Consider the following 24,379-nt stretch of genomic DNA (forward strand, 5'->3'; position numbering starts at 1 on the left):
ACCTAGACCAGCGTCGGGTCGGGGTCGGACCACTTCTCGATGCCCTGCACCACCCAGAACGAGAAGAAGAGCGCGAGCGCCACGGCTTCCACGATGAGGACGATGGGGATGCCGGAGCCATCGGCCTGCGGAAGCAGCACGACGTAGGCGATGAGCACGACGACGAGTCCCACCGCGATCGCCGTGTAGAGCGCCTGGAAGGCCGGTGCCGGCTGCGGGCCGCTCCGGGGGAATGCGTTCCGGACCGCCACCGCCGCGAAGAGTGCGAAGAACGCCGTGGTAGCGACGAAATGCGCCTGATCGAGGAACGCCTCGCGCGCGAGCAGCCACGTCAGTCCGGTCGCGCCGACCACGGCGCCCGCGATCAGCAGTGACGGCCACACGGCGGCGAGTGACACCTGGCCGAGGGCCGCGAGCACGAGCGCCACCAGGAGGACGAGGAGCCCCAGCACCAGGTAGACGATCATGCCGTTGGCGACGTCCGCTTCGTAGGCGGGCGGAAAGCAGCGGCCGGTGCACGACACCGCGACACCGGGCACCGCGCCGGCGGCGACCGTCGTCGGCACGAGGGCGATGAGAGGGGCGAACAGGGCTGCGGCGTCGAGGAGCGCGCGCTCTGCGCCGCGCCCCGAGAGCGCGAGCAGTGCCAGGGAGACGGCGATGAGAGACCCGACGAAGACGTTTCGCGCGGGCGTGTAGAAGTAGTCGCTCACCGAGGTGAGCCAGCCGTACGTCGTCGCCGCCTGTGCGATCGCGACGAAGATCGCCACGACAGTGCCGGCGATCCCGATCCGCAGGTAGCGGTAGGTGCGCTCGAGCGACGTCGACAGTGGCAGCGCGGTCACGGGGTCACGATATCGCCCGTGCGGCGGGTCGTCGCGGCGTCAGCCGCCGTAGTAGTAGCGCACCGAGTCGCGGGAGCCGGCGACGGCCAGCACGTAGAAGGCGACGGGGAGGCAGACGGCCGCGATCAGGGCGGCGAGGAGGATGGTCATACAGGCGCGGAGCAACGGGGGTCACGTTCGGGAAGGCGACGCCGAGGCTGGGGGAGGGCGACGCGGGGGCCCTTACATCCTACGAGTTCGGCATGAGCGTCCGTGACGCGACCTTGTCCCCTCTTCGGGGGACAAGGCGCCCGTGCACCCGCCAGGCGGACACCGGGCGAAGTCGCGGTGATCTCCCATCATCCGCCCGTTAGCATGGCACCGTGCAACCCGAAGATGCGCCGGTAGGCCAGGAGAACTCGCTGCGTCGTCATGCCCGTCAGGCGACGGCGCAGGCGGACGCCGCGCCGGCCGCATTCGACGACATGTCCGACCTGTTCGAGCCCGAACAGGGGCCGGCCGCCCCCCGCCGTCGCAAGCGCCGCGTGTGGCCGTGGGTCGTCGTCGGCATCATCGTGCTGCTGCTCATCGTCGGCGCGATCGCCGGGGTGCTGGCCATGCAGTTCATCGCCGAGGCGAAGGTCGCGCGGTCGGCGCTGGAGAAGGCGAAGTCGGGGATCTCGGCGCTCAGCTCCCAGCTCGGCCAGGAAGACCAGGCGAAGCTGCAGGCGACCGCCGACGACATCACGGCCAACGTGCAGCTCGCCGCCGACACGGTGGACGGTCCGCTGTGGGACATCGCGGCGCGCGTGCCCTTCGTCGGCCAGAACGTCGACGCAGTGCAGCGGGTGACCCGCGCGGTGGACGTGCTGGTGGTGCGTGCCCTTCCGCCCGGGATGCAGTTCATGTCGACCGTCGACCTCGACAAGCTCACCGTCGACGGCGGGGGCATCAATCTCGAGCCCTTCCGGCAGGTGCAGGGCTCGATCCCTGAGATCGCCGGCGCCTTCGCCGACGCGCAGGCCCTCGTCGCGCCGATCGACCGCGCATCGCTCCTGCCCGAGGTGGGGGAGCCGATCGGCGACATCCTCGACGTCATCCAGCAGGCCGCGCCGGCGCTGGAGGTCGCGAACAAGTACCTTCCCACCCTGCTGAACATCGCGGGATCGGGCGGCACCAAGACCTACCTCCTGGTGTTCCAGAACAACGCCGAGATCCGCGCGACCGGTGGAAACCCCGCGTCGACCATGATCGTCACGCTCACCGACGGCAAGCTCGGGTACGCCGACCAGGCCACCTCGGCGACGTTCTACGAGGCCGGCACCCAGGGCAACGAGTACATCTCGCTTCCCCCGGAGACGACCGGTCTGTACCTGCCGACGCTGACCCGGCACAACCAGGACTACAACTTCACTCCGGATTTCCCGACCACGGCGGCGCTCTTCCAGGCGATCTTCGCCGACACGACGGGCACGCAGTTCGACGGCGTGATCTCGATCGATCCCGTGGTGCTGTCGCACATGCTGGCGGTGGCCGGTCCGCTGACGCTCAACACGGGCGAGCAGCTGACCGCCGAGAACGCCGTGAAGGTGCTGCTGAGCGACTCGTATGAGATCTATCCCACCGGCGCCGAGTCGGACGCGTTCTTCACCGACACGGCCAAGCGCGTGTTCGACCACCTGACCGCGTCGAAGTGGGATCCGTTGAAGATGCTCGACGCACTGAAGCAGTCGGCGAAGGAGCAGCGGGTCTATCTCTCGTTCACCGACCCGGCCGCTCAGGCCCTCGCGACGGAGTTCGGCGTGGACGGTGCTCTGCAGACCGAAAATGCCGCGCGGACCCAGATCGGCATGTACCTGAACGACTCGTCGGTCGGCAAGCTCGAGTACCACCTCACGTCCGCGGTCACCGCGACCTGCGATGCGGGTGCGCGCACGGTCACCACGACGATGACGCTGCACAACGGGATCACCGACGACATCAAGAGCAAGTACACGCTCGGCCTGCGCAACGGCAGCTATGGGATTCCGAACACGACGATGATGCTCGACGTGCTGTACTTCGCACCTCCCGGTTCGCAGATCACGTCGACCACCCCGTCGCGCGGAGAGGTGTCGCGGTGGGAGCGCACGGGTGTCGAGAAGAACAACACCGCAGTCAGCCACACGGTGTTCGTGCCGAAGGGCGAGTCGGTAACCGTCTCGTACACGGTGGCGCTGCCGCAGGGCGACCTCGGTCCGCTCGACCTCCGCTTCACGCCGACCGCCAACGCGACCCCGGTGACGATCGACGCCAGCTGCGACGCGCTGTTCCCGCCCGACGCTGACGGACAGGTCGCCTCCGCCGCCTCCATCGGCTGAGCGGACGTCCGCTGGCGCGCCGTCGACCGCGCTCAGGCGCGGCGTCCATCGTGCCCGTGCCCGTGCCCGTGCCCGTGCCCGTGCCCGTGCCCGTGCCGGTGCCCGTGCGCTAGGCGGCGTAGTCGAAGCGCGCCCGACCGCCCAGTCGCGGTCGGCGGTCGGGGTCGACGTGGCGGGGCGGGACGAACCACACTGTTGCCCCAACGCCGGTTCCTTCCACCCGGACGTCCCAGCCGTTGTCGTGGATGCGGTGATGGCAGGACTCGCAGAGCAAGACACCGTTGTCGATGTCGGTGGGCCCGGCATCCCGCGCCCACCATCGGATGTGGTGGGCCTTGGTATGGGATGGCGGCGCACCGCACATCGCACACCCTCCGTCGCGTTCGCCGAGGACGAGCTTCTGTGCCTCGGTGAAGAACCGCCGGCGGCGGCCCCAGTCGAGGACCTCGCTGCCGGCTCCGAGAACGCAGGAGATCACGCCCCCGCCGGCGGCCATGCGCCGTGCCGTGGCCACCGACACCGGTGCCGCGACGCCGTCGATCGTGGCGTAACCGGTGCCCTCGACGAGATCCTCGTGGTCGATCCGGACGATCACGGTCGCGCCCTGGATCGGGAGGTCCTTCTTCTCGCACCCCAGTGCGTGGGCGGCGAGCCACGCCAGTGCATCGGCCTGCAGCTGCGGGATGCTGCGCCGCGTGGCGTCGGCACCTTCGCGGTCGCGCTGCGCACGCAGCTCGGCGCCGACGTACGCGTCGACGAAGACCTTGACCGGTGCTCCGTGCTCGGGGTCGAACTTGGCGTTGACGACGATCATGCCGTGACGGTCTTCGCTGATATGGAGCTGCTGCTCGGCCCGGAGCTCCTGCTCTCGTGGCGCGACGCCGTCGGGGTCGATCCACGCCTGCGCGCGCGCGATGAGGCGGCACAACTGGTCAGCCGTGAGGCCGGGCGCCTTCTCGACGAGAAGCTGTTCGGCGCGATCAGTAGCCTCCCGGCCGGCGCGCAGGGCGACGCCGTCGAGCATCGTGATGATCGCGTTCGCTGCGGCAGCGCTGATGAGGCCGTCCTGCAGGGCCTCCGCGACATGCGGGTGGCGCGCCGGCGCCGCGTGGCCGCTGAGGGTCATGCGCGGCGCCGTCGCTTCGCCGACCTTCACCAGTCGTGCGGCATCGCCCGACGTCGAGCCGCTGGTCGCGGCGATGAGCGCCGTCGGATTGCGAAAGCCCTGGCTCTTCGCCAGACCGCCGGGACCGAGCTCGGGCCGGGACTGACGGGCGATCTCGGCGGCGACGCGGGAGCGCGATGAGTCGAGGAGGCGCTGCGCCTCGGCGAGCCTGCCGTTGAGGCTCATGAGTTCGGCGGGCGTGAGCGATTCGACGGCTCGAGCACCCCACACGTCGTCAGCGGTGGCGACCGCTGCGGCGAGCTTGGCGAGGTGTTCGGTCATGCCTTCACGGTATCGCGGACCCTCGACATATTAGTACTTATCTTCGATATGCTGTGGATAACTCGGCCCCAGGGCCGATAGCCACACGATTTAAAAATTGCTCCAATGTCATAGAGATCTTCGAATGAAGAACCGTGTCATCTGCACAGGGCCGCCAGCCGGCGCCGCTACGCTGAATCCGTGCCTCGCAACCTGACGGTGGCCGCACTCGGGGACGTCGTGCGGATCGATCTCTCACGACTCACGGATGCCGACGCCCACGCCGTCGAGGCGGCCTGGCGCGATGCGCCGGCGAGTGCGGACGCAGCCGTGGCGCCGACCGGCGACCCGCACCCGGATGACTCCCCGTCGGTGACAGCGCTCGCCGACGTCTCGCGCGAGGTGATGCTCTCCGACCTCTCGCAGCGCGTGACGCTGGCCGCGATCCGGCACGCGCGCGGGCGGCTGTGGATGCTCCACGCCGCCGGCGTCGCGCTCGAGGACGGCCGCGTCGTCGTGCTGGTCGGGCCCTCGGGCCGCGGGAAGACGACCGCGGCGCGCACGCTCGGTCGCACCTACGGCTACGTCTCGGATGAGACCGTCGCGATCGCGCCGGGCGGCAGCATCCATCCCTATCGCAAGCCTCTCTCGGTCATCGAACGACCCGACGCACCGAAGATCCAGCTCGCGCCGAGCGAGCTGTCGCTGCGGCCGCTGCCCGACGTGCCGCTGCGGCTCGCGGCCATCGTGCTGCTCGACCGCCGGCCCGACGCCGGCGACGAGCCGCTCGTGGAGCCGGTCGATCTCGGTGATGCGCTCACCGAGATCGTGGCGCAGACCAGCTACCTCCCGTCGCTTCCGCAGCCGCTTCGCACCCTGGCCGCGCACGTCGCCGCGGCCGGCGGCATCCGTCGCGTCATCTATCGCGAGGCCGAGTCGCTCGTGCCCCTCATCCCGCTGCTCGCCGATGCGGCCGTACCCGGGCCCGCCCCGCGCGAAGCCGCAACGGCAGATCGCCGCACCACCGCCGTGCGCGGCCCGGTGTACGCGCGCACCTTCGCCGACGACGCCATCGATCTCGACGATCCCGAGCGCATCGCCCTGCTGCACGTCGACGGCGCCGGGAAGGGGACGGTCCGCGTCATCGCCGGTGTGGCGCCCGCGCTCTGGCGTGCGGCGGGCGGGGCCTCGATCGAGCAGTTGACGGATGCTGCCGTGGAGGCCCATGGGCACCCCGCCTCGGGCGATCCCCGCGTGGCCGTCGCCGCGGCCGCCGCGGAGCTCGTCGAGGCCGGAGTGCTGTCGTACGCCGATCGACCTCGCTGGCGGATCTCGGATGCGGTCGCCTGGGTCGACAGCGGCGACCGGGCCGTCGTGCTCGACCTCGAGGGCGGGGGAGGAGCGCCGCTGGCGCTCGAGGATTCAGCCGCGCTGATCTGGTTCGCCGTCGCGGAAGGCGCAGCCTCGGGCGGAGGGCGAACGACAGACGAGGTCGTTGCGCACGTCGCTGCCGAGGCCGAGACGGATGCGGTGGCCGTCGAGCCTGACGTCGTCGCGTTCTTGGGCGAGTTGCTCACCCGCGGCTGGATCGTGCCCGGCACGTAGCCCGCAGATCGCCGCAGTCGAGCGTGCCCGGCTGGAAGGCGAAGTCGTTGTACACGTAGGGCTCATCGAACGGTTCGCCGGTGGCCGGTTGCGAGCCGACGTAGGCGAGACGGTTGACCAGGATGCGGTCACCCGGCTGCAGCGTGTTCTCCATCGAGCCCGACGGCACCCAGTAGGGCTTCGCCACGAAGGTCAGCAGCATCCCGAACACGAGGAACGCCGCGACGACGTGGAACCAGGTGCTGCCGACCATCCGCCGCCACCACGGCCGAACCGGCGTGGCGGCGGCAGAAGACGGGGTCCTCCCCCTACGCGGGGGCCGGAACGCGCTCAGGCGCCGCCGTGTACTCCCCGGTGTACTGGTAGCCGTAGTAGCCGGCCTGGCCACCGGTGCGGGGCACCTTGTTGAGCACGACGCCGAGCGGCCGCGCCCGGGCCTTGCCCAGGTTCTCGAGCGCCTTGCCCATCATGTCGAACGTGGTCTTGCCCGCCGAGACGACGAGCACGGCACCGTCGGCGCTGTGGGCGAGCACGGCGGCGTCGGTTACGGGCAGCACCGGCGGCGAGTCGATGATGACGAATGCGTGCCGCGTCAGCTGCTCGATGAGCTCGCGCATCTTGCGGGACCCGAGTACCTCGCTCGGGTTCGGGGGCGTGCGGCCGGCGGCGAGGACCACGAGGTTGCGTGTGGCATCCGCGATCTGCGCCACCTCGTCGAACGTCGCCCTCCCGGTGAGCACGTCGGTGAGACCCGCGCCCTCGGGCAGGTTGAACAGCGATGCGACCATGGGCCGGCGCAGGTCGGCGTCGATGAGCACCACCTGCTCGCCCGACGCGGCGATGCTGAGTGCCAGGTTGGCGGCGATCGTCGACTTGCCGTCGCCGGGGATCGGGCTCGTCACCACGATCGCCCGCGGCGGGCTGTCGATGTCGATGAACCGCAGGTTCGTCCGGAGCTCGCGCGTCGCCTCGGCGAGCGGGCTCGCGGCTTCCGCGCGGCCGGTGAACGTGAGGACCTTGCGATGGCCCGCCAGCTCTCTGACAGCCGGCAGCGTGCCGATCACCGACACACCCGAGACGCGTTCGATGTCGCGCGCGTGCCGCACGCGGAGGTCGAGCACGTGGCGCAGCACTGCGTAGCCCAGTCCGAGCGCGAGGCCCACCAGCGCGCCGAGCGCCAGGCTCAGCTTGGTGTTCGGCGACGACGGCGCCGTCGGCAGGCGGGCGGAATCGCCGGGCACCACCGTGACGGCCGCCTGACCCTCCGACGACTCGAGCTGCTCGATCTCGGCGATCATGCCGCGCAGCCAGGACTCGGCGAGGTTGCGCGCATCGGATGGTGATCCCGCGTTCGCCGCGACGCGCAGCGCGACAGTGCCCGACGGGTTGGTGACGTCGACCTTGCCCACCAGCGACTCGGGTGTCGCCTGGAGACGAAGGTCGTCGATCGCGTACTCCGCCACCGACCGCCAGGCGCCGATCTCGAGGTAGGACTTCACGACGCTCTGCGCGAGCTGGTCGCCCACGAGGCGCGTGCCCAGGTCGCCGCCGGTCCCGGGCGCACTGACGATGCCCGTGGTCGTCGCGGTGTAGACGCGCGGCTGCGTGAGGGTCCAGCCCCACGCGGCCACAACGCCGAGAAGCGTCAGCAGAAGGATGCCGAGCCAGTGGGCTCGTACGATCCGCAGGTAGTCCCGCAGTTCCATGAGAGGCGGCCGGTTCAGAGGACGCCGGTGAGCGTCGCGGGTGCGAACACGGTGCCGCCGAACAGGAACTCGATCCGGTACGGCCGGTCGACGACGGCGGCCGACTTGTCGTAACCGGGGAACGTGACCGAGATCGACCCCGCCCCGACCGAGTTGGAGGTCGCGACGTCGTCGGTCCCGGCGCCGGCAGCGGGCGTGATGGATCCCCCGGGAGGCGTCGGGAAGCTGCCGGTGAAGTTGTCATCCTTGTGCTTCGACGTGATCGTGAGCCGAACGACCACCGCGGCATTGGACGTGCCGGGCACCGTCACGGTCGCGATCTTCTTGTTGCTGTTGTTGTTGGCGCTGCTGTACACGATCGTGGGTGCGCCCGCCACGATGGCCGAGAAGCCCGGGGCTCCGAGCGCAACGCTGCTCAGCGTCGATGCGCCCTTGATCGTCGTCGTCGCGGTGGATGTCGCGACAGCCGTCGCCGACCAGGGCCGCGAGGTCGTGGGCGTGAAACCGGTGGCGGCCTTCGCGATGACGAACGCGAGCTCGCTCGAGGTCTGCGGCGCCGTCAGGCCGGGTGCGTACGTGAAGGTGTAGATGGTCTTGCCGGCGTTCGCGCCGCTGCCGGCCTCGCCGGCCGACGAGCTCCAGCCCGCGCCCGACACCGTCGGTGCCGCCGTCGACAGCCCGGCCGCGTCGAGAGCGACCTGGACGGTGATGGCGCCGCTGCTGCCGGCACCGGTCGTCGCAGCGAGGGTGACCTTGAGCTTTCCGCCGATGCCGTCGGCGGAGTTCGCGCCCCAGGCGTAGAAGAGGGACGGCGACTCGAAGCCCAGCTGCAGTTCGGCGACGGGCGCCGGGCCGGATGCCGCGTGTGCCGGCGCGGCCGTGGTCATCACGATCGCGGGTGCGGCCCACGCGCCGGCCTTCACCAGCTGACGGCGGCTGACACCACGCTTGGCTCGGGCGTCGTCGGCGCTTTCAGCGCGCGCAGAAGTATTGAGCATCGGAGCCCCCAGGTCTCTTCGATGTATCCCGGTCCCCACCGGGTCGACGGCACCCACCGCCGTCAGGTGATCGCGATATCCCAAGGCGACCGGGGTTCACGCTAACAGCGGGTTTCGGCCCGCTCCGCCGATCGGCATTCATGTCTTATGCGAGCGCCCGGAAACGGCGCGAACTGGCATCTCCGACGACGTCTTTTGGCATTCCGGCGGCCAGTTCTGGATTACGCCGCCGTTTCGCGCATGTTGCGGGGTTAGGATCGCTTCGATCGATGGCCTCATCCGACGGCCTGCGGCATGTGGGATGCCGTGGATCGGAGGCCCGAAACAGATGCTTGGGCATCACTGGGGAAACGTGTCGGAACGACGACCGCGTCTGTGGGAGACGCCAACTATCGACGCCGGATGGCGAGGCGCCGAGCGATACGGCGTGCCGCCGATCGAGCCCGTCGGCGTCCTCAGCGTCGGCATCGACTCGGACACCGCCGGCTTCACTGTCACAAACACCTCCGCCTCCGACTTGTCGGTGCTCATCACGCTGATGGCCCGCGCCCGGGGCGCGGATGCCGCGACCGCCCGTGAGCGGCTGGTCGCCGTGACGTCGCCCGAGTCGCACGACGACGTGCTGCGCGTCGCCGACGTCGCGGACGAGACGGCCTACGCGCGGCTGTGGCATGACGACGTCGAGGTGCACGCGCATCGTCGCGGCGGCTTCACCGCGACGCGGTCGGGAGCCCTCGTGGTGCCGCTCCCGGCCGGCGCGACGTTCCGGCTCGGGCACGATCCCGCCGCGCTGCGCGACGGCGTCGTGGTCGCCGCGGTGGCCGCCGCGGGCGACGGGCTCGACGGTCCGCTGGTGCCCGTCGATCGCGGGCCCGCAGCATCCATCGGCGAGAAGCCGGAGATTCCCTCCCAGACCGTCAGCCCTCCTCGACCGTCAGCGGTGTCGGGCGATGGCGTGGACGGCCCGAGGCAGGGAACGGATGCCACGTGCCCACCGAGCGATGCGGCCCTTGAGCCGGCCCGGTACGGTGTCGACGATGTCGGGTCGCGAGAGCAGCAGGTGCTCACGCGTGGGCCAGATGCCGCGGCGGATCACGTCCATGCGTTCGCGCCCGTCGCCGCGCCGGAAGGCGTCGATCCAGAAGTAGGCGCCGTGCGACCCTGAGGCGACGCGTCGCCGCCAGCGGACGACATCGGCTGCCGAGCGTTGCTCTTCGGTCAGGGGGACGTCGACACCCAGCTTCGGCAGCACGTCTTCGAGGGTGGCGGCGCATCCGGTTCGCTCTGCAAGATCGGCGAGGCGGGCGCGCTCGTGGTCGTCGAACCCGATCTGCAGCAGCTCGCCGAGCTCGCGGCTGTGACGGGCCTCGACCGCCTTGCCGCGCAGGGAGTGCAGCGCGAGGATGAGTGCCGATCCGAGCCGGTCCGGCACATCGCAGAACCGGTGCGCGAAGGGCATCCGCTCGCGATCAGCCCAGAGGACCTCGAACACCTCGCCGGCGGGTGCCAGGAAGCCGGGGTAGAACGAGTGCACGTCGACGTCGCACGGCCAGCCTTCGCGGATGAACGTGCGCGAATGGACGCTCGTTCGCGAGGTGATGAAGTCCACTGGCCGCTCGTGCCAGCCGGCGGCGAGGAAGGCGTCGCACACCTGCGCGAAGCGGTCCGGCTCGACGAGCGCGTCGACATCCGACGACGTCCGCGCCGACCGAAGGCCGTGCCGATGGAGTGCCGGCCCCTTGAGGAAGAGCACCCTCGCGCCGTTCCGGTCGGCGAGCCGCTGCACCAGCGCGTGGCCCAGTTCGACCGCTTCTGTCAGACGCAGTTCGACGAGTTCTGAAGGCCCGCCTTCGAGCATGACGGACCCCCTCGCGACCGCTGGGGACAGTCGCGAGGGGGCTCTCCCCTCCCAATCCCGCTGAGGTGCTGGGGACACCCTGCGCGGGAAGCTCGTCGTTGTCCGTCCGGCCGGGAGGGTCTGCCGCACGTTCGGCTCGTTCTCGGTCAGGAGCCGTCAGCCAGGGGTGAGACGGGATTCGCGGTGGTCGCGACGCTGTTGTCGCGGAGGGCGATCGCGGCGATCACAGGAACCGACCAGGCAGCGGTCTTCGCAACGTGGCCGCTGCGGTGCTTCTCGCGGGGTCGCGAGTCGTCGCCAGCGCGCGCGTCGGTCATCGCTTCTCCTTGCGAGTCGAGGGGTCCTGGCAAGACTCTGCCGATGGCGCGCAGGTCGGATGCAGCCGCTGGCGCACAACGTTGAAGAGCGGTCGCGTTTTGTCTCAGGCGGTGCGAACTCGCCCAGAAAAGCGTCAGCGGGAGCGGGCTGCCTGCGGTGTGGGAGCCCCGATCGCGTGGAGACCCCGCCGCATCGCGGCGGCGTTCGTGAAGCCCGCATGGGCGGCGATCTGCGACGTCGTCAAGGAGTCGTACTGCGGATCCCGCAACAGTGACAGCGCCAGTTCGGCACGCACGTTCCGGAGTTCTGCCGCGGGCGACGTGCCCTCCTTGGCGAACAAGCGCTGGAGGTGGCGCGTCGACACGTGCAGGTCGCGGGCGAGCTCCTGCAGTCCGTAGTCGGCGTCGGCGCGGTTCAGGAGCATCAGCATGCGGGCGCGGTGCATCGGCCGGACGGCGTGGAAGCCCGCGGCATCCGTCTCCCGATGCTCGAGCAGCACCCCGTAGGCCATCTCGACGAGCAGTCGCTCGACGACGTAATCCGATACGCGCGTCTGCACCTCCGGGCGGTGCACGAGCGACTCCGCGAACCCGTGGAGACCCGTAGCCAGCGCCGTGCGCGGCAGCGCTACAGCCTGGGATGCCGGGGGCACGCTGGTATCGATGACGGAGTCGGTGTCGAGCCAGATCACCGTGGCGAGGGCGTCAGCCGTCCATCGCAGCATCGCGTGGTGGCTGTTGTGCAGCAACACGCCCGTCCGTCGCACCGGTGCGGTCTCGCCGAGCGCCAGCCCGCCCTCGGAGGCGAAGACCACGGCGGTGAGCGGCCGTTCCGCCGGCTGTGCCGTCCATCGCCAGGCGGGGGTGCGCACGCGGTGCGCGCTCACGATCGCGGTACGGTACTCCTGCATGCTGATGAGCCCGTGGCCTGTGGCCTCGGGGCCGAGATGCGCAGTCAGTGCGCGTCGCAGTGCTCCGTTCGGCATATTGTCCGATCACGTCAGATGAGGTGGTCGGCCGCACCTTCATCGCGAGCAGCCTCACCGAATTCTAATGGACGACGAGGGGTGCATTCATCCTGTGACGCGCCGGGGCATTCTGAACGACAATTGCGCCCTCCTGCGTCGCTCCGGCGACAGCATTCTCTGCGACTCAAACGCGACAAAAGACCGAAACACTCGCCACTTACCGTGAGGCAACCGAGCTCTGATCGGAAGGGGGCGGGATGGGTCGTCGAACACGTGCACGCCATCGTCGCTACGAGGATGCGAGGGAGCCGTTTCTCCTGCGTGAGTACGGGGGTGCCCCGGGCTGGATGCTCATCGTGGCGCTCGTGCTCATCGCCGGGGTGGGGATCTTCGCCGTCGTCCACACGATGTAACAATCGGAAAGGAGCGGGCCTCGACGCAAAGCGTCGGGGCCCGCTCGCTGTCGGAGCCGTGAAGATGCACCGCGATCTCGGCGGCGGAAGACAGTAGGCCGCCTCTCACTTGTTCAGGAAGTCGGCGAGCCTTTGTCCGCCGTCCTGCGGCATAAAGCCGGTGGCTTCGAGTTTGGCGAGGTCGAGGACGCTATTGCGTGGCCGGGGCGCCACGGGCCCAGTGGCGAAGGCGAAGTATTCGTCAGTCGAGACGCCGGTGACCCGTGCGGGATCGTGGCCGGTGTGGGTGAAGACGGTGCGCGCGATGTCGGCCCACGTGGTGGGGGCGCCGGAGCCTGTCAGATTGTAGGTGCCGAAGGGTGCGCCGGTGTCGACGAGATGGCGGATGCCGCGGGCGAGGTCGTCGGTGAAGGTCAGTCGTCCGGCTTGATCGTGGACGACTTTGGGATCGATGCCGCGCTCGGCCAAGGACGCCATGGTGTGCACGAAGTTCTTGCCGTCGCCGATGACCCAGGAAGTGCGCACGATGTAGTGCTGGGGGAGGGTGGAAACGATGGCGTCGCCGGCGGCTTTGGTCTGCCCGTAGACGCCGAGGGGTGCCGGCGGGTCGGTCTCGGTCGAGGGGGCGTCGCTGTGGCCATCGAAGACATAGTCGCTTGAGATGTGGACGAGAGTGATGCGGTTGGCAGCGGCGATCCGGGCGAGGGCGGCGACGCCGTGGACGTTGGCGGTCCAGGCGTCGCGGCGGCCAGCCGGAGTCTCGGCGAGGTCGACGGCGGTGTAGGCGGCTGCGTTGATGACGGTGCCATAGTCGCGCCAGCGTCGTGCGGAGTCGAGCGCGGGGGAAGACAGATTCAGTTCGTCGCGGGTGGCGAACTCGACGCCGGCGACGCCGTCGTACTCGGCGCGCAGCGCCCGACCGAGCTGGCCGTTCGCGCCGACCACGAGGGTCTTGCGGGGCGGCATCGGGCTGACATCGGCCAGGCGCGGATGTGCGAGGTCCTTGGCAGAGATCTCCACGTTCTGCAGCGAGATGGGCCACTCGATGGCGGCGCTCTCGTCGGCCAGATTGAGGAAGGTGTAGGTCGCGTCCGGGGACCAATGGTCGTTGACGAGGTATGTGTAGGCGGTGTCGGGTTCCAGGGTCTGATAGGAATTGCCGACCCCCCGCGGCACGAAGATCGCACGGGACGGGTCGAGTTCGGCCGTGTACACCGCGCCGAACGTGGGGCCCTCCCGCAGATCGACCCAGGCCCCGAAGATGCGGCCGGTGGCCACCGAGACCCACTTGTCCCACGGTTCGGCATGGATGCCACGAGTCGTGCCGACCGCGTCATTGAAGGAGACGTTGTTCTGCACCGGCCCGAAGTCCGGCAGGCCGGCCGCCGTCATCTTCGCCTGCTGCCAGTTCTCCTTGAACCAGCCTCGGGAGTCCCCGTGCACGGGGATGTCGGCGACCAGCAATCCCGGAATCGGAGTCTGGGTCACCTGCAACTGCTTACCGAATTCGGTGGACATGACCGGTCACCTCTCACACGGCGAACACGAACCAGGATGCGTGGTTACTGGCCTTTGCTGGCGTAGAACGCTTCGACGCCGTCTTTGGAGGGCGCCCACCAGTCCTCGTTGGCCCGGTACCAGTCGATGGTCGCGGCAAGGCCTGCTTCGAAGTCGCCGTACTGGGGGGTCCAGCCGAGCTCGGTGCGGAGCTTGGTGGAATCGATGGCGTACCGCAGGTCGTGGCCGGCCCGGTCGGTGACGTGGTCGTACGCGTCGGCCGGCTGGCCCATCAGGGTGAGGATCAGCTCGACGACGTCCTTGTTGTTCTTCTCGCCGTCGGCGCCGATGAGGTAGGTCTCGCCGATGACGCCCTGCTCGAGGATGGTGAGGACGGCGGAGGAGTGGTCGTCGGCGTGGATCCAGTCGCGCACGTTCTCGCCCTTGCCGTAGAGCTTGGGGCGGATGCCGCGGAGCACGTTGGTGATCTGCCGCGGGATGAACTTCTCCACGTGCTGATACGGGCCGTAGTTGTTGGAGCAGTTCGAGATCGTCGCCTGCACGCCGAACGAGCGCACCCAGGCGCGCACGAGCAGGTCGGAGCCGGCCTTGGTCGACGAGTACGGGCTGGACGGGTTGTACGGGGTCTGCTCGGTGAAGCGGGCCGGGTCGTCCAGCTCGAGGTCGCCGTACACCTCGTCGGTGGAGATGTGGTGCAACCGCCGCCCGTGCCGGCGGGCGGCCTCCAGCAGCGTGTAGGTGCCGATGATGTTGGTGTCCAGGAACGGCCGGGGGTCGTGCAGCGAGTTGTCGTTGTGCGACTCGGCGGCGTAGTGCACGACCGCGTCGGCGTCGGCGAACAGCGCATCCACGAGGGCGGCGTCGGCGATGTCGCCCTGCACGAACGTGACGCGGTCGCCGGGGAGCCCGGCCAGCGAGGCCTTGTTGCCGGCATAGGTGAGCTTGTCCAGCACGGTCACGTGATCGTCGGTGTGCGCGACCACGTGATGCACGAAGTTCGACCCGATGAACCCGGCGCCGCCGGTCACCAGCAGGTTGCGCGCCATCAGCGTCCTCTTTCCAATACGTCCAGCAGGTACTTTCCGTAGCCGGATTTCACGAGCTTCTCGCCGCGCACGCGCAGCTGGTCGTCGCTGATCATGCCCTGACGCCAGCCGACCTCCTCGGGGACGCCGATCCGCACGCCGGTGCGCCGCTCCATCGTGCGCACGTAGTCGGCCGCATCCGTCATCTGGTCGAACGTTCCCGTGTCGAGCCACGCGGTGCCGCGGGGGAGCACCTCGACCTGCAGCTGACCGCGTCGCAGGTACTCGCGGTTCACGTCGGTGATCTCGAGCTCGCCGCGCGGGCTGGGCTGAAGGTTCTGCGCGATCTCCACGACGTCGTTGTCGTAGAAGTACAGCCCGGGGATGGCGTAGTTGCTCTTCGGCTGAGCCGGCTTCTCCTCCAGCGACACCGCACGGCCGGTCGCGTCGAACTCGACCACGCCGTACGCCTCCGGTTCCGCGACCCAGTACGCGAACACCGCGCCGCCCGTGATGTTCGAGAAGCGCTTGAGGCGGGTTCCCAGCCCGGGGCCGTACAGCAGGTTGTCGCCGAGGACCAGCGCGACGGTGTCGTCGCCGATGAAGTCCGCGCCGATCACGAACGCCTGCGCCAGACCGTCGGGCGACGGCTGCTGCGCGAAGGTGATCGAGATCCCGAACTGCGATCCGTCGCCGAGCAGACGCTCGAACGCATCGGCATCGTGGGGTGTCGTGATCACCAGGATCTCGGTGATGCCGGCCAGCATCAGAGTCGACAGCGGATAGTACACCATCGGTTTGTCGTACACCGGGATCAACTGCTTGGAGACACCCAGAGTGATCGGATGCAGACGCGTGCCCGAACCGCCCGCGAGAATGATGCCCTTCACTGTTCTCCCTCGGAAGTACCGTTGGGGGCTGTAGCTAGGGGCGGCCCATGCCGTAGTAGGTCCAGCCGGCCGCGCGCCACGCCGCCGGGTCGAGGCAGTTGCGGCCGTCGACGATGATGCGCCCTTCGGTCAGCGTGCTGGCGTGCTCGGGCGGCAGCTGGCGGCGGTACTCGTCCCACTCGGTGACCACGATCACGGCGTCCGCGTCGCGCAGCGCTTCGTCGCGGTCCTCGACGTAGTTCAGCTGCGGGTGGATGCGACGCGCGTTCTCGATGGCGGCGGGGTCGGTGATCGTCACCCAGGCACCCAGGCCGTGCAGCCGCACGGCGACATCGAGCGCGGGGGAGTCGCGAATGTCGTCGCTGTGGGGCTTGAAGGCCGCGCCGAGCACCGTGACGTTCTTCTTGAAGACCGACCCTCCGAACGCCTCGACCACCAGCTCCACGGCGCGATCGCGTCGGCGAAGGTTGATGGCGTCGATCTCACGGAGGAATGCGACCGACTCGCCTTTGCCGAGCTCCTCGGCTCGGGCCGAGAACGCCCGGATGTCTTTCGGGAGGCAGCCGCCACCGAAGCCGATGCCGGCGCCGAGAAAACGGCGGCCGATACGGGCGTCGTGACCGATGGCGTCCGCGAGCTGGGTGACGTCGGCACCGGTGACCTCGGCGATCTCGGCCATCGCATTGATGAACGAGATCTTGGTCGCCAGGAACGCGTTCGCGGCCACCTTGACGAGTTCGGCCGTCGGCCGATCCGTCACGATGAACGGCGTGTTCTTCGCCACCGAGGGGTGATAGACCTCGCGGAGGATGTCTGCCGCGCGCTCGCCCTCGGGGCCTGCGGGCACACCCGCGACGAGGCGGTCGGGGTCGATGGTGTCTTGCACGGCCCAGCCCTCGCGGAGGAACTCGGGGTTCCACACCAGCGTGGCGCCGGTTGCCTCGATGCGCGGCGCCAGCCCCGCCGCGGTGCCGACGGGTACCGTCGACTTGCCCGCGACGATGTCGCCCTCACTAAGGTAGGGGAGCAGCCCGTCCACCGCGGCGTTCACGTACGTCAGGTCGGCGGCGTAGCCGCCCGCCTGCTGCGGGGTGCCCACGCCGATGAAGTGGACCTGCGCGCCTTGGGCGGCCGACATATCGGTCGTGAACGTCAGGTTGCCAGACTCGATGCCCGCAGTGAGGATCTCCTGCAGCCCAGGCTCGAAGAACGGCGCCTCCCCTTTCGAGAGGGAGTCGATCTTGCGGCTGTCGACATCGATGCCGACGACTTCGTGGCCGATCGACGCCATGGCCGCGGCATGCACCGCGCCCAGGTAGCCGCAGCCGATCACAGACATACGCATGGAAGCTCCTCAGTTTGGGGGTGCCTCACGCCGGCGACCGTTGGCGGCGATCTAGAAGAAGAGTCGGCAACAGCAGAATTGGTGTCACTGGCCCTTCGGCTACTTTAGACGTGCCGCCGTCTCCACATGAACTCCATGGGGTGCGCAGGGCAGGGTCCGCCCTTGCCGGGTGACTATCACTCCACGCCACCGGTCAACTGATCTGACGCCATACAGAGCCATCCCAGAAGTAGGACGCGGTGGCGTCGGCGCCGAGCGTGACGGGTGCGGGCGTGATGTTCCGAGTGCGTGCCGCGCTTCCGTGGTTGATCACCACGGTGCCGCTTCCTGTGCTTAGCAGCGTTAGTCGCTGGGCTCGCATTCGTCCTAGCCCAAACGGTGCCAGGGTCATTCCGCTGCTGGATGGTTTGAATTGAACAGTGACATGCGGGTCTCCGGAAAGCCAGACCGCAGTCAACGGGGCGGTCACATCTCCCTCGAAGTAGTGGAACGCCGAGGACAGGTCGCTTCGGGCTATCGACGGGTTGAATTCATTTCGCCACACCATCGAACTGTTCCCGGTGACCGATCCGGGCATGATCCGCAGAGGGTAATCGAAGACGACGTTGTCCACGGTGGCCTGTATCGAGTCGCCGATGAAGAAGCGGTCAGCGCGCTCCGCCGCGCTCTGTGATTGCTGGACGGTGACGCGTCGCAGAGTTACGTCGTTGTATGCGCCCGACGCCAGCGCCGCTCCCCAGCAGTATTGGATCGCACCCGCCGTGTTCGCTCGAAGATCAAAACGCGAGTCGGCGACTGTTATAGCTGAGTTGCGGTTGCGCACAATCGCATAAGTTTCGGTCGCCGACCCTGGGCCTAGTCCTACTGTGGCGCCCGCAATCTCAACCTTCGCATTCACCGCGTCGATCGCCCAGCGGGCATGGTCGATCCAGATGCGATCGATAAAGGCGTTCGTCTCAGCGTCGCGCGTGTTTGCGCTCGGGTGGCCCGTCGGGTTGATGTTCAGATGCAGAGCCGTCTTGGCTATGTTAATCAACCGCACCTCGGAAATCCGGTGACCCCAAGACCGCCCACCGCGCTCTGCCTCGGTGAAGATGGATACACCGATCTCGACGCCCTCCGCCCTGCAGTGTGACACTATGTGGCGCTTGCCGCGCAGGCCGAAGGCGGCTGCCCCCGCGCCGCCGTTGACGGCAGAGCAGCGGAAGAACTGGCTCTGCTCGCTCGCGTGATGTGTGTCAAAGGCCGTGCCTGATGTGCCTATTGCATGGCAGTTGGTCACCGTCGTCGAGTATGTCCTCCCGAGGTTCCAGAACTCATTCGTGCCCGCGGGAATTCGTGGTGTGTCGTCGGTATACGCATGCCTCACGTAGCGGAAAGTCGAGTTTTGGATCGTCCCATACGCAGAGGAGTTGTCGTAGACACCGTAGCCGAGTTGATACGGATTCGACTGCGTGTTGTTCGCCGCGTAGCCGATGTCGACGCCGTCGACCAAGTAGGCGAAGCACCCGTTGAGCTGGAGCACTGCTGCGCCCGCTTGAGGGCATCGGAGGTTAATTAGCCGGGGGCGAAATAGCCCGGTCAAGGTGACAAGGGGCCCGAAACCTCCGCCGATAGACAGACCCGCGTCCGCGGTGCGAAGGGTGAATCCCTCAACCTCGATCCAATCCGCCGGTACCGATACGCCCCTGACGTTGGCGGAGAAGGGCTCGCGCAGTAGTCCGACGGTATATGCAGTTTGCCCGTTGGTTCTCTTGATAACGGCATACTCGCCGAGCCGCGACGCTGTGGCGCCGTCGGGAGTGCGAGACTCTGGGATCGCGTCGTCGCTCACTAGTTTTATGAGTTCGCCTGCGCGCCACGGCGGAGTGCCCTGCAGCGTCATCTTGATAGATTTTCCGGTACCGACCGAGGGATCGTTGCTCGGCTCATCGACGATGGTCATTCGCGTGATCGCATAGGGTGTTCCCCAGCGCCCGGATCCAGAGATGACTGGGGACTTCGCGATTTGGAGGAGTGTCGCGCCGTAGCCGATCAACCGTATGTTGACGCGGCTTCCGTTGATGGGCCCGCTTACCGCGTACGTTCCCGGTGCGATAATTGCTGTGCCGTATTCCGGCACGGAGTTGATCGCAGCGACCAACCCCGCGGTGGAGTCCCCGGAGCCGTCTGGGTACAACCCTTCGAAGTTGTCCCGCGAGATGAACACGGCAACTTCTTGAACTCTCCGTACAAGCGGGTCAGCCTCGGCAGCTGCGGCTGCCGAGTATGAAGGTGTGAGCGCGGCAGTCAATGCCGCGGCACCCCCGAGCCCAAGCAGCGCTCTCCGAGACGTTCGCGGCTCGCTAGTCATCAAATCTTCTCCCGCCACTGAGGGCCAGCGTCTGCGCGAGGGTGTTGTGACGCTACATGGTGGAATGGCGAAATGGCATCACGGTGACGCTGGATGAATGAGTCTGTGCGCGATTCGTTTGCCACGCGCTGGCGTTAGCCGGTACGACTGACGGCCGAGCGAACGCCGGGCCGATGCGGAATCTCCGCTCATCGCGATCCCCGCCGCGGCGTGCGCAACGGGCGGCGGCCCATTGCGCGCCTCCTATCGCTTCTGGGCAGAAAGTCCGGTGTCTGCGGGCAAAATGGTCGCCCCTGGCGGCACGTCCCCGCGGGCTCGGAGATCGAGGTATCCGTATACAAAAAACCATAGCGGCAAGGTATTCACATCGATGAGACCCCAGCCCGTGGTTCCGATGATGATGATTGCGGGGAGCGCTGCGATGATAGCGCGCGCGTGATACCCGGCTGGCGACCTACTCTTAAGCCGCGTCACCGCGGAAACTGCCGGCGCCACGACCGCGGGGATGAACAAGAGTGCGGCCCCGATAAGTCCTATCTCGGCGAGTTCAAGCACGAACACGTTGTGCACCGGCCATCCTTGGGCGGTAAGCGAATCGTATTGGCCGAAGTAGGGGATGTACGTTTTTGGCCCTACCCCAAACAGCAGGTTTTCAGGGATATGAGTCAGCGCAACGCTCATGAAGTGGTCACGCTCACCACCCAGTGGATCGAGCGCGAACCGCGTGGCTATCGTCTCGTAGAACGACATCGCGATGACGAGGGCTCCAGCAGGAAGGACTATTCGTGCGCCGAGCGCCTTCTCACGAGGCAGCAGAATCACCCAGAGCCCCAGAAGCGCAAGGAGGCTGGCGATGTTCGATCGGCTCTCGGAAAGTCCAATCGGCACGATTGCGATGAGCAGCGTCAGGGTGACCATCGTTCGCACCCGCTTGACGGCTGACCCCATCAGAGGCAACACGAACACCGCGAGCAGGACGATGACCTTGCCCAGTGTTCCTGGGTGACCGTAGGTGCCCGTGGCGCGGCCGAGCGTCAATTCTGCCGTTCGGCTTGCGGTTGCGAAGACGTCAAGGCCAGAGAACTGCAGTACCGCCACGACTGCTTGGAACGACACGATCGCGAGTATGAGGGCTGCGAAATACTGCTCGGAACGCAGATCGGACCGGGCGAGGGTGGCGACGTACGAGCCGGCGATCCAGGCTAGTACGCCAACCAACAGCTGGCTGGTCCCGGCAGTTATGTCTGTACCGAATGTCCATGCCAGTGGTCCCAGTAGAACCAAGAAGACGACCAGTGGCACGAACCTCAGTGTGAGCGCTGACCGCGTCCCGCTCAACGCAGCAAGGGCCGCCAAGCCCACGACTGCGACCATATGTGTCGTCAGTGGGACGCCGAGGAGCGCAGCATCACCTAGTCCGCGCGGAGGTAGCGCCATGATGAGCAGCGCGACGGTCGCCACGGTGAGCTTCCAACCCAACTGGGGTGCGACGAGCAGCAGAATGACAAGCGCGAGCACGCCGAGTATTGCGATCTCAAGCATCGAGACCCACCTCCGTGCGATTTGTCGTCCGTGTCTTCGTGATCATGGTCATCACGGCCTAGGTCCAGAGGTCACGCGGGAAGCTCTCGATCAGATTCCTGGGCGACCACTCAAGGGATGGAGCGCCGCCGGACTCGATTGCAGAGTCGACGTCAGGTGCAACGCGGGGGATGTCTCGGTTGGTGCCCAGGTAGTAGTCGTCGTACTTGAAGCGTGGCTCTGTCTCAGACGCCACCAGGCATGCGGGGATTCCGAGACTCTCCGCGATGACCACACCATGGAGGGAACTTCCTACGACCATGTCAGAGGAGGCAATTTGTCCGACGACGTCCCACACGGGTGAACGCGGGTTGACTGCCCGCGGGTCTCGGCGGTACCTGGGGAAATCGTGCAGGTTGGGCACGATCGTGACAGCACGAGCGGGTCGCGTTCCCTGAAGCTCCTCTCTGGTCCAGAGATGACCGACCAATAGGCCCGGGTCGCCGTAGATATCCGGGCAGGGGATGCCTTGTTCTTGAAGGTAATCCCGCGTGAGCGGTCCACGCACAGCCCGGACGTCGAGACTGGTCACGTCGAGTGGCTTGTCGACCGACTTCCCGTTGGCCCCCGCCCCCCAAACAATGTCGCCCTCTCGCGCAAGCCGCAGGATGGACCCGACAGCGACGAGGCGATGTGCGCCGAGGGCGGGGCGAAGGCCCAGGCGCTCTACAAGCTTGTCAACGATCAACGGCCCGAGCATGTCACCGAAGTTGTTCACTGGTCGTCGCACCGGGACGAGCTTTCCGAATCGAGCCGCGACCGCTCGACGGGGGTTCCAATGGACGACTTCGACGCTCACAGGTGCACGCCCTGTCCAAGCGGCGCCTCACGGTGGTTTCCGAGTGCGACCAGTTCACGGACGTGGTTGATCTCGGCGGTTCCTTGGTTGATAGCTGTACGAAGCTCCGCCGAGAACCTGTCCAGGCGTTCGTCGTCGAGAGTGCGGAGCGATTCAGCTACTCGGCTCCGATCCGTGGTTGCCCACTCCAAGCCCATCGGGCCAAGGTGCCGGCTCAGCTTCTCGGTGGAAGCTTCGCACCATCCCAAGGGAACCGCTCCCTCGGTAGCCGCCATGATGAGTCCGTGCAGTCGATCGCTTAGCATCAGTCGCATGTCGGCGTACTCGTTCCTCACGATTCGTTCTTGAACCGAGTGACTACCCCCGGCGAACGGCACGACTCGCCCGCCAAGTTCTCTTGCCAAGCGCTCGGCGTACGGCGTGTCCCGTTCAACTTGAGCGATTGCGACTATCTCTAGTCCGAGTCGACCAGCAAGCGACCGAACCGCCTCCAACCATTCCCCGCTCGGATATGGTCGGTCGAACCGAAGCGAGACGCCGATTGTATGCCTCCTTGCCCAGCTCGCCGAGCCGCCTTTGACGGCGAACGCCCAATCCGGCATCCAATCTGCGGGAGCCAGACACGCGGAGCTCCCCAGATCGCGCCACCGGACGAGATCGGTGGTCTTGAACAGACCTCGGAAGATCCAGCCCAGTCCCGCGCGAGCAGGCGCCGGAACAGCTGCTCCCAACCACACCACGTCCCCGCCTCTGAACTTTGCGAGTTTCGCTACCGGGATCAGTACGAGGGCCATCAGCGCGAAAAGCCGCGAGAGGGCGAACTCCCCCGAGTTGATGGCGATCGTCACCCGATGGCTGAGGGTCGCACGCAGAGCGGAGAGAGCCCACGGCAGATACTTCCGGAAGACGCGGTCGCCCGGCTCGAGCTGCAGGCCCTCGACGAAGCCATCGTTGACCCATCCGACGTACACGACGAGCGGACCCCGCTGCCGAAGTGCGCTCGCGTACTCGCGTCGGAGGACGGTGTCGCCGACGTTGTCATCTTGCCCGATGAGCCACGCGTACACCACAGCGCTTCGATTGCCGCTCAGCATTGGATCTCCTTGTTCACGTATGGGCGGGTACTCTGCCGCGCAGGAGCGCGCTGCGGAAACGCGACGTTGCGTGAGATCTAGCGGGACCCTCGAGCAAGACGGACTGCGTCCTCGTAGACTCGCCGATGTTTTCGTCCGACGCTTGCCCAGTCGCGCTCATCGAACTGCGGCACCTCGCCCTCGGCTCGTGCAAGGCTTCGTACCTCGTTCAGGGCACTGACGAGCCGGTCGGACGTGAGATCGCCTTCATAGAGCCAGATCCAACCCGGGCCGACCTCTTCCTGGATGGACCGGTTGACGGGTGTATCGATGGTGAGGACGGGACGGCCGAGAGAAAGCGCGACCAGGAGGCTGCCTGAGTTGTGCATCTCACGGTACGGCAGCACCACGAGCTGCGCTTGGCTGACCTCCCGGACCAGGTCACCGTCAGGGACGAATCGCAAGTCGGACGTGATTCTGGGATCCGAAGCGCTCAGGCGAGCCACGGAGTCGCGCATTGCCTGATTCTGAGGGCGCCCGACGAGGCGCAGGCTCATCGAGGGGTCCGCTGCGCTCTCGAACGCGGATACCAACGCATCTACGCCCTTATACCGGCGCAGCAGGCCGAAGTAGAGAACTCGGCCGTCGACCTGCTGCGCCCGCGGGATACCGGAGAATCTCTCGATATAGTCCCCGTGGAGGATGACCTCGGGCTGCTCCGATTCGTCCAATTCCGTAGCGCGGTTCAAAGCGATGTTCTTGTGGACGGTGCGGGAGAGCATCGCCGTCAGCTTGGGCTCGAGCCGATGCCCGGCCTCGTGAGGTGTGAGGTTGTGCAAAGTCCGCACGACCGCGATCTTGTCGCGACGGATGCGGCGCGCGAGCAGCGGGACTCGAATCAAGGCCGCAAGCGCGTCCTTCTTGCCCTCGCCTCGCACCAGATATTCCGGCCAGTGGATGTGGAGCACGTCGTATCGGCCAGACAGTGCGGTGCGCCAATCGAAGAAGCGAACGTTGATTCCAGGAGCAGCGCTCTCAGCCATCTGCGTCGCGTAGGTCGTGTCGTCGCCTGGGGCACGCGTCGCGTGGAGAACCGTGAGCTCGGTTCCCTCTGGACGAGATGTCGATGTCGACTCGATCAATACTGAGTGCTCCTGGGTGAGGCGGACCGCGGCAACTGCCGCCGCGCGAGTCTACCGGCGCTACATGTCGGGGAAATTACGTTCAGGCCCTCCCCCCGGCTCGGATAAGGTGTGTACTCGAGTGGCGCACAGCGTGGGTCACATTCGCACGGGAGCGCCGCTCGCATTCATGGCGCGC

Annotated in this window: 20 protein-coding genes and 1 pseudogene; 4 read left to right on the top strand and 17 right to left on the bottom strand. The window is 67.4% G+C overall.

The annotated features are described in order from the left end of the window. Positions 1–2: 2 nt before the first annotated feature. Positions 3–845 (bottom strand): hypothetical protein, encoded by an 843-nt coding sequence (locus ACN9MP_RS03475; protein WP_426323932.1) that lies wholly within the window; start codon positions 843–845, stop codon positions 3–5. Positions 846–1,207: 362 nt separating this feature from the next. On the opposite strand from ACN9MP_RS03475, the gene ACN9MP_RS03480 reads away from it, so the two are divergent. Then, positions 1,208–3,184: a DUF4012 domain-containing protein gene (locus tag ACN9MP_RS03480; protein ID WP_426323933.1), complete on the top strand. Its 1,977-nt coding sequence runs from the start codon at positions 1,208–1,210 to the stop codon at positions 3,182–3,184. 109 nt (positions 3,185–3,293) lie between these two features. Here ACN9MP_RS03480 and ACN9MP_RS03485 read toward each other — a convergent pair whose 3' ends face one another. Then, entirely contained in the window at positions 3,294–4,631 is a 1,338-nt protein-coding gene (locus ACN9MP_RS03485; protein ID WP_426323934.1) for a DUF222 domain-containing protein, read from the bottom strand. A gap of 180 nt (positions 4,632–4,811) precedes the next feature. Between ACN9MP_RS03485 and ACN9MP_RS03490 the strand changes: the two genes are divergently transcribed. Then, the gene (locus ACN9MP_RS03490) at positions 4,812–6,215 is read left to right on the top strand and encodes a PqqD family peptide modification chaperone (RefSeq protein ID WP_426323935.1); all 1,404 of its coding nucleotides are present in this window, start codon (positions 4,812–4,814) and stop codon (positions 6,213–6,215) included. On the opposite strand, the gene ACN9MP_RS03495 is transcribed toward ACN9MP_RS03490, so the two are convergent. From ACN9MP_RS03495 to ACN9MP_RS03505, 3 genes are read right to left on the bottom strand one after another with little or no spacing between them, the layout of a single operon-like run. Then, positions 6,184–6,468, bottom strand: coding sequence for a S26 family signal peptidase (locus tag ACN9MP_RS03495; RefSeq protein ID WP_426323936.1), 285 nt, complete (start codon positions 6,466–6,468; stop codon positions 6,184–6,186). The two genes, ACN9MP_RS03490 and ACN9MP_RS03495, sit on opposite strands and share 32 nt — an antisense overlap. Positions 6,469–6,523: 55 nt before the next feature. After that, complete coding sequence (locus ACN9MP_RS03500) at positions 6,524–7,921, bottom strand: polysaccharide biosynthesis tyrosine autokinase (RefSeq protein ID WP_426323937.1); 1,398 nt, start codon at positions 7,919–7,921, stop codon at positions 6,524–6,526. A 14-nt stretch (positions 7,922–7,935) separates the two neighbouring features. Continuing rightward, positions 7,936–8,919 (bottom strand): hypothetical protein, encoded by a 984-nt coding sequence (locus ACN9MP_RS03505; RefSeq protein ID WP_426323938.1) that lies wholly within the window; start codon positions 8,917–8,919, stop codon positions 7,936–7,938. Between the two features lie 427 nt (positions 8,920–9,346). On the opposite strand from ACN9MP_RS03505, the gene ACN9MP_RS03510 reads away from it, so the two are divergent. After that, on the top strand, positions 9,347–10,084 hold the full coding sequence (locus ACN9MP_RS03510; protein ID WP_426326213.1) for a hypothetical protein: 738 nt from the start codon (positions 9,347–9,349) through the stop codon (positions 10,082–10,084). A gap of 150 nt (positions 10,085–10,234) precedes the next feature. On the opposite strand, the pseudogene ACN9MP_RS03515 reads toward ACN9MP_RS03510, so the two are convergent. The 3 genes and pseudogenes from ACN9MP_RS03515 to ACN9MP_RS03525 form a co-directional block, all read right to left on the bottom strand. Continuing rightward, positions 10,235–10,777: pseudogene (locus tag ACN9MP_RS03515) on the bottom strand (nucleotidyltransferase family protein); the annotation flags it as partial. Between the two features lie 146 nt (positions 10,778–10,923). After that, complete coding sequence (locus tag ACN9MP_RS03520) at positions 10,924–11,094, bottom strand: hypothetical protein (protein ID WP_426323939.1); 171 nt, start codon at positions 11,092–11,094, stop codon at positions 10,924–10,926. A 134-nt stretch (positions 11,095–11,228) separates the two neighbouring features. Next, entirely contained in the window at positions 11,229–11,981 is a 753-nt protein-coding gene (locus ACN9MP_RS03525) for a helix-turn-helix domain-containing protein (RefSeq protein WP_426323940.1), read from the bottom strand. Positions 11,982–12,319: 338 nt separating this feature from the next. Between ACN9MP_RS03525 and ACN9MP_RS03530 the strand changes: the two genes are divergently transcribed. Further along, positions 12,320–12,475 (top strand): hypothetical protein, encoded by a 156-nt coding sequence (locus ACN9MP_RS03530; RefSeq protein ID WP_426323941.1) that lies wholly within the window; start codon positions 12,320–12,322, stop codon positions 12,473–12,475. Between the two features lie 105 nt (positions 12,476–12,580). Here ACN9MP_RS03530 and ACN9MP_RS03535 read toward each other — a convergent pair whose 3' ends face one another. From ACN9MP_RS03535 to ACN9MP_RS03575, 9 genes are all read right to left on the bottom strand, one after another. Then, complete coding sequence (locus ACN9MP_RS03535) at positions 12,581–13,993, bottom strand: sugar nucleotide-binding protein (protein ID WP_426323942.1); 1,413 nt, start codon at positions 13,991–13,993, stop codon at positions 12,581–12,583. 44 nt (positions 13,994–14,037) lie between these two features. Next, a complete protein-coding gene (gene rfbB / locus ACN9MP_RS03540; RefSeq protein ID WP_426323943.1) occupies positions 14,038–15,039 on the bottom strand; it encodes a dTDP-glucose 4,6-dehydratase in 1,002 nt (333 codons plus the stop codon). Continuing rightward, entirely contained in the window at positions 15,039–15,908 is an 870-nt protein-coding gene (gene rfbA / locus ACN9MP_RS03545) for a glucose-1-phosphate thymidylyltransferase RfbA (protein WP_426323944.1), read from the bottom strand. Before rfbA ends, rfbB begins: the two co-directional genes overlap by 1 nt. A gap of 34 nt (positions 15,909–15,942) precedes the next feature. Next, positions 15,943–17,253, bottom strand: coding sequence for a UDP-glucose dehydrogenase family protein (locus tag ACN9MP_RS03550; RefSeq protein ID WP_426323945.1), 1,311 nt, complete (start codon positions 17,251–17,253; stop codon positions 15,943–15,945). 193 nt (positions 17,254–17,446) lie between these two features. Further along, a complete protein-coding gene (locus ACN9MP_RS03555) occupies positions 17,447–19,462 on the bottom strand; it encodes a hypothetical protein (protein ID WP_426323946.1) in 2,016 nt (671 codons plus the stop codon). Positions 19,463–19,849: 387 nt separating this feature from the next. Beyond that, positions 19,850–21,148: an O-antigen ligase family protein gene (locus tag ACN9MP_RS03560; protein WP_426323947.1), complete on the bottom strand. Its 1,299-nt coding sequence runs from the start codon at positions 21,146–21,148 to the stop codon at positions 19,850–19,852. Positions 21,149–21,206: 58 nt separating this feature from the next. Next, positions 21,207–21,986 (bottom strand): polysaccharide pyruvyl transferase family protein, encoded by a 780-nt coding sequence (locus ACN9MP_RS03565; protein ID WP_426323948.1) that lies wholly within the window; start codon positions 21,984–21,986, stop codon positions 21,207–21,209. Beyond that, positions 21,983–23,080, bottom strand: a complete 1,098-nt coding sequence (locus ACN9MP_RS03570) for a hypothetical protein (RefSeq protein WP_426323949.1) — start codon at positions 23,078–23,080, stop codon at positions 21,983–21,985. The genes ACN9MP_RS03565 and ACN9MP_RS03570 overlap by 4 nt, the downstream gene beginning before the upstream one ends. Before the next feature lie 77 nt (positions 23,081–23,157). Then, positions 23,158–24,102, bottom strand: coding sequence for a glycosyltransferase (locus ACN9MP_RS03575; RefSeq protein ID WP_426323950.1), 945 nt, complete (start codon positions 24,100–24,102; stop codon positions 23,158–23,160). Positions 24,103–24,379 lie beyond the last annotated feature (277 nt).

The sequence above is a fragment of the Microbacterium sp. E-13 genome, from assembly GCF_049912955.1.
In the GTDB taxonomy this organism is placed as follows: Bacteria; Actinomycetota; Actinomycetes; order Actinomycetales; family Microbacteriaceae; genus Microbacterium.

Excerpts from the sequence above, each read along its gene's own strand:
- ACN9MP_RS03485 (WP_426323934.1), bottom strand. The coding sequence starts at position 4,631 with ATGACCGAACACCTCGCCAAGCTCGCCGCAGCGGTCGCCACCGCTGAC.
- ACN9MP_RS03495 (WP_426323936.1), bottom strand. The coding sequence starts at position 6,468 with ATGGTCGGCAGCACCTGGTTCCACGTCGTCGCGGCGTTCCTCGTGTTC.
- ACN9MP_RS03500 (WP_426323937.1), bottom strand. The coding sequence starts at position 7,921 with ATGGAACTGCGGGACTACCTGCGGATCGTACGAGCCCACTGGCTCGGC.
- ACN9MP_RS03505 (WP_426323938.1), bottom strand. The coding sequence starts at position 8,919 with ATGCTCAATACTTCTGCGCGCGCTGAAAGCGCCGACGACGCCCGAGCC.
- ACN9MP_RS03520 (WP_426323939.1), bottom strand. The coding sequence starts at position 11,094 with ATGACCGACGCGCGCGCTGGCGACGACTCGCGACCCCGCGAGAAGCAC.
- ACN9MP_RS03530 (WP_426323941.1), top strand. The coding sequence starts at position 12,320 with ATGGGTCGTCGAACACGTGCACGCCATCGTCGCTACGAGGATGCGAGG.
- ACN9MP_RS03535 (WP_426323942.1), bottom strand. The coding sequence starts at position 13,993 with ATGTCCACCGAATTCGGTAAGCAGTTGCAGGTGACCCAGACTCCGATT.
- rfbB (WP_426323943.1), bottom strand. The coding sequence starts at position 15,039 with ATGGCGCGCAACCTGCTGGTGACCGGCGGCGCCGGGTTCATCGGGTCG.
- ACN9MP_RS03550 (WP_426323945.1), bottom strand. The coding sequence starts at position 17,253 with ATGCGTATGTCTGTGATCGGCTGCGGCTACCTGGGCGCGGTGCATGCC.
- ACN9MP_RS03560 (WP_426323947.1), bottom strand. The coding sequence starts at position 21,148 with ATGCTTGAGATCGCAATACTCGGCGTGCTCGCGCTTGTCATTCTGCTG.
- ACN9MP_RS03570 (WP_426323949.1), bottom strand. The coding sequence starts at position 23,080 with ATGCTGAGCGGCAATCGAAGCGCTGTGGTGTACGCGTGGCTCATCGGG.
- ACN9MP_RS03575 (WP_426323950.1), bottom strand. The coding sequence starts at position 24,102 with ATGGCTGAGAGCGCTGCTCCTGGAATCAACGTTCGCTTCTTCGATTGG.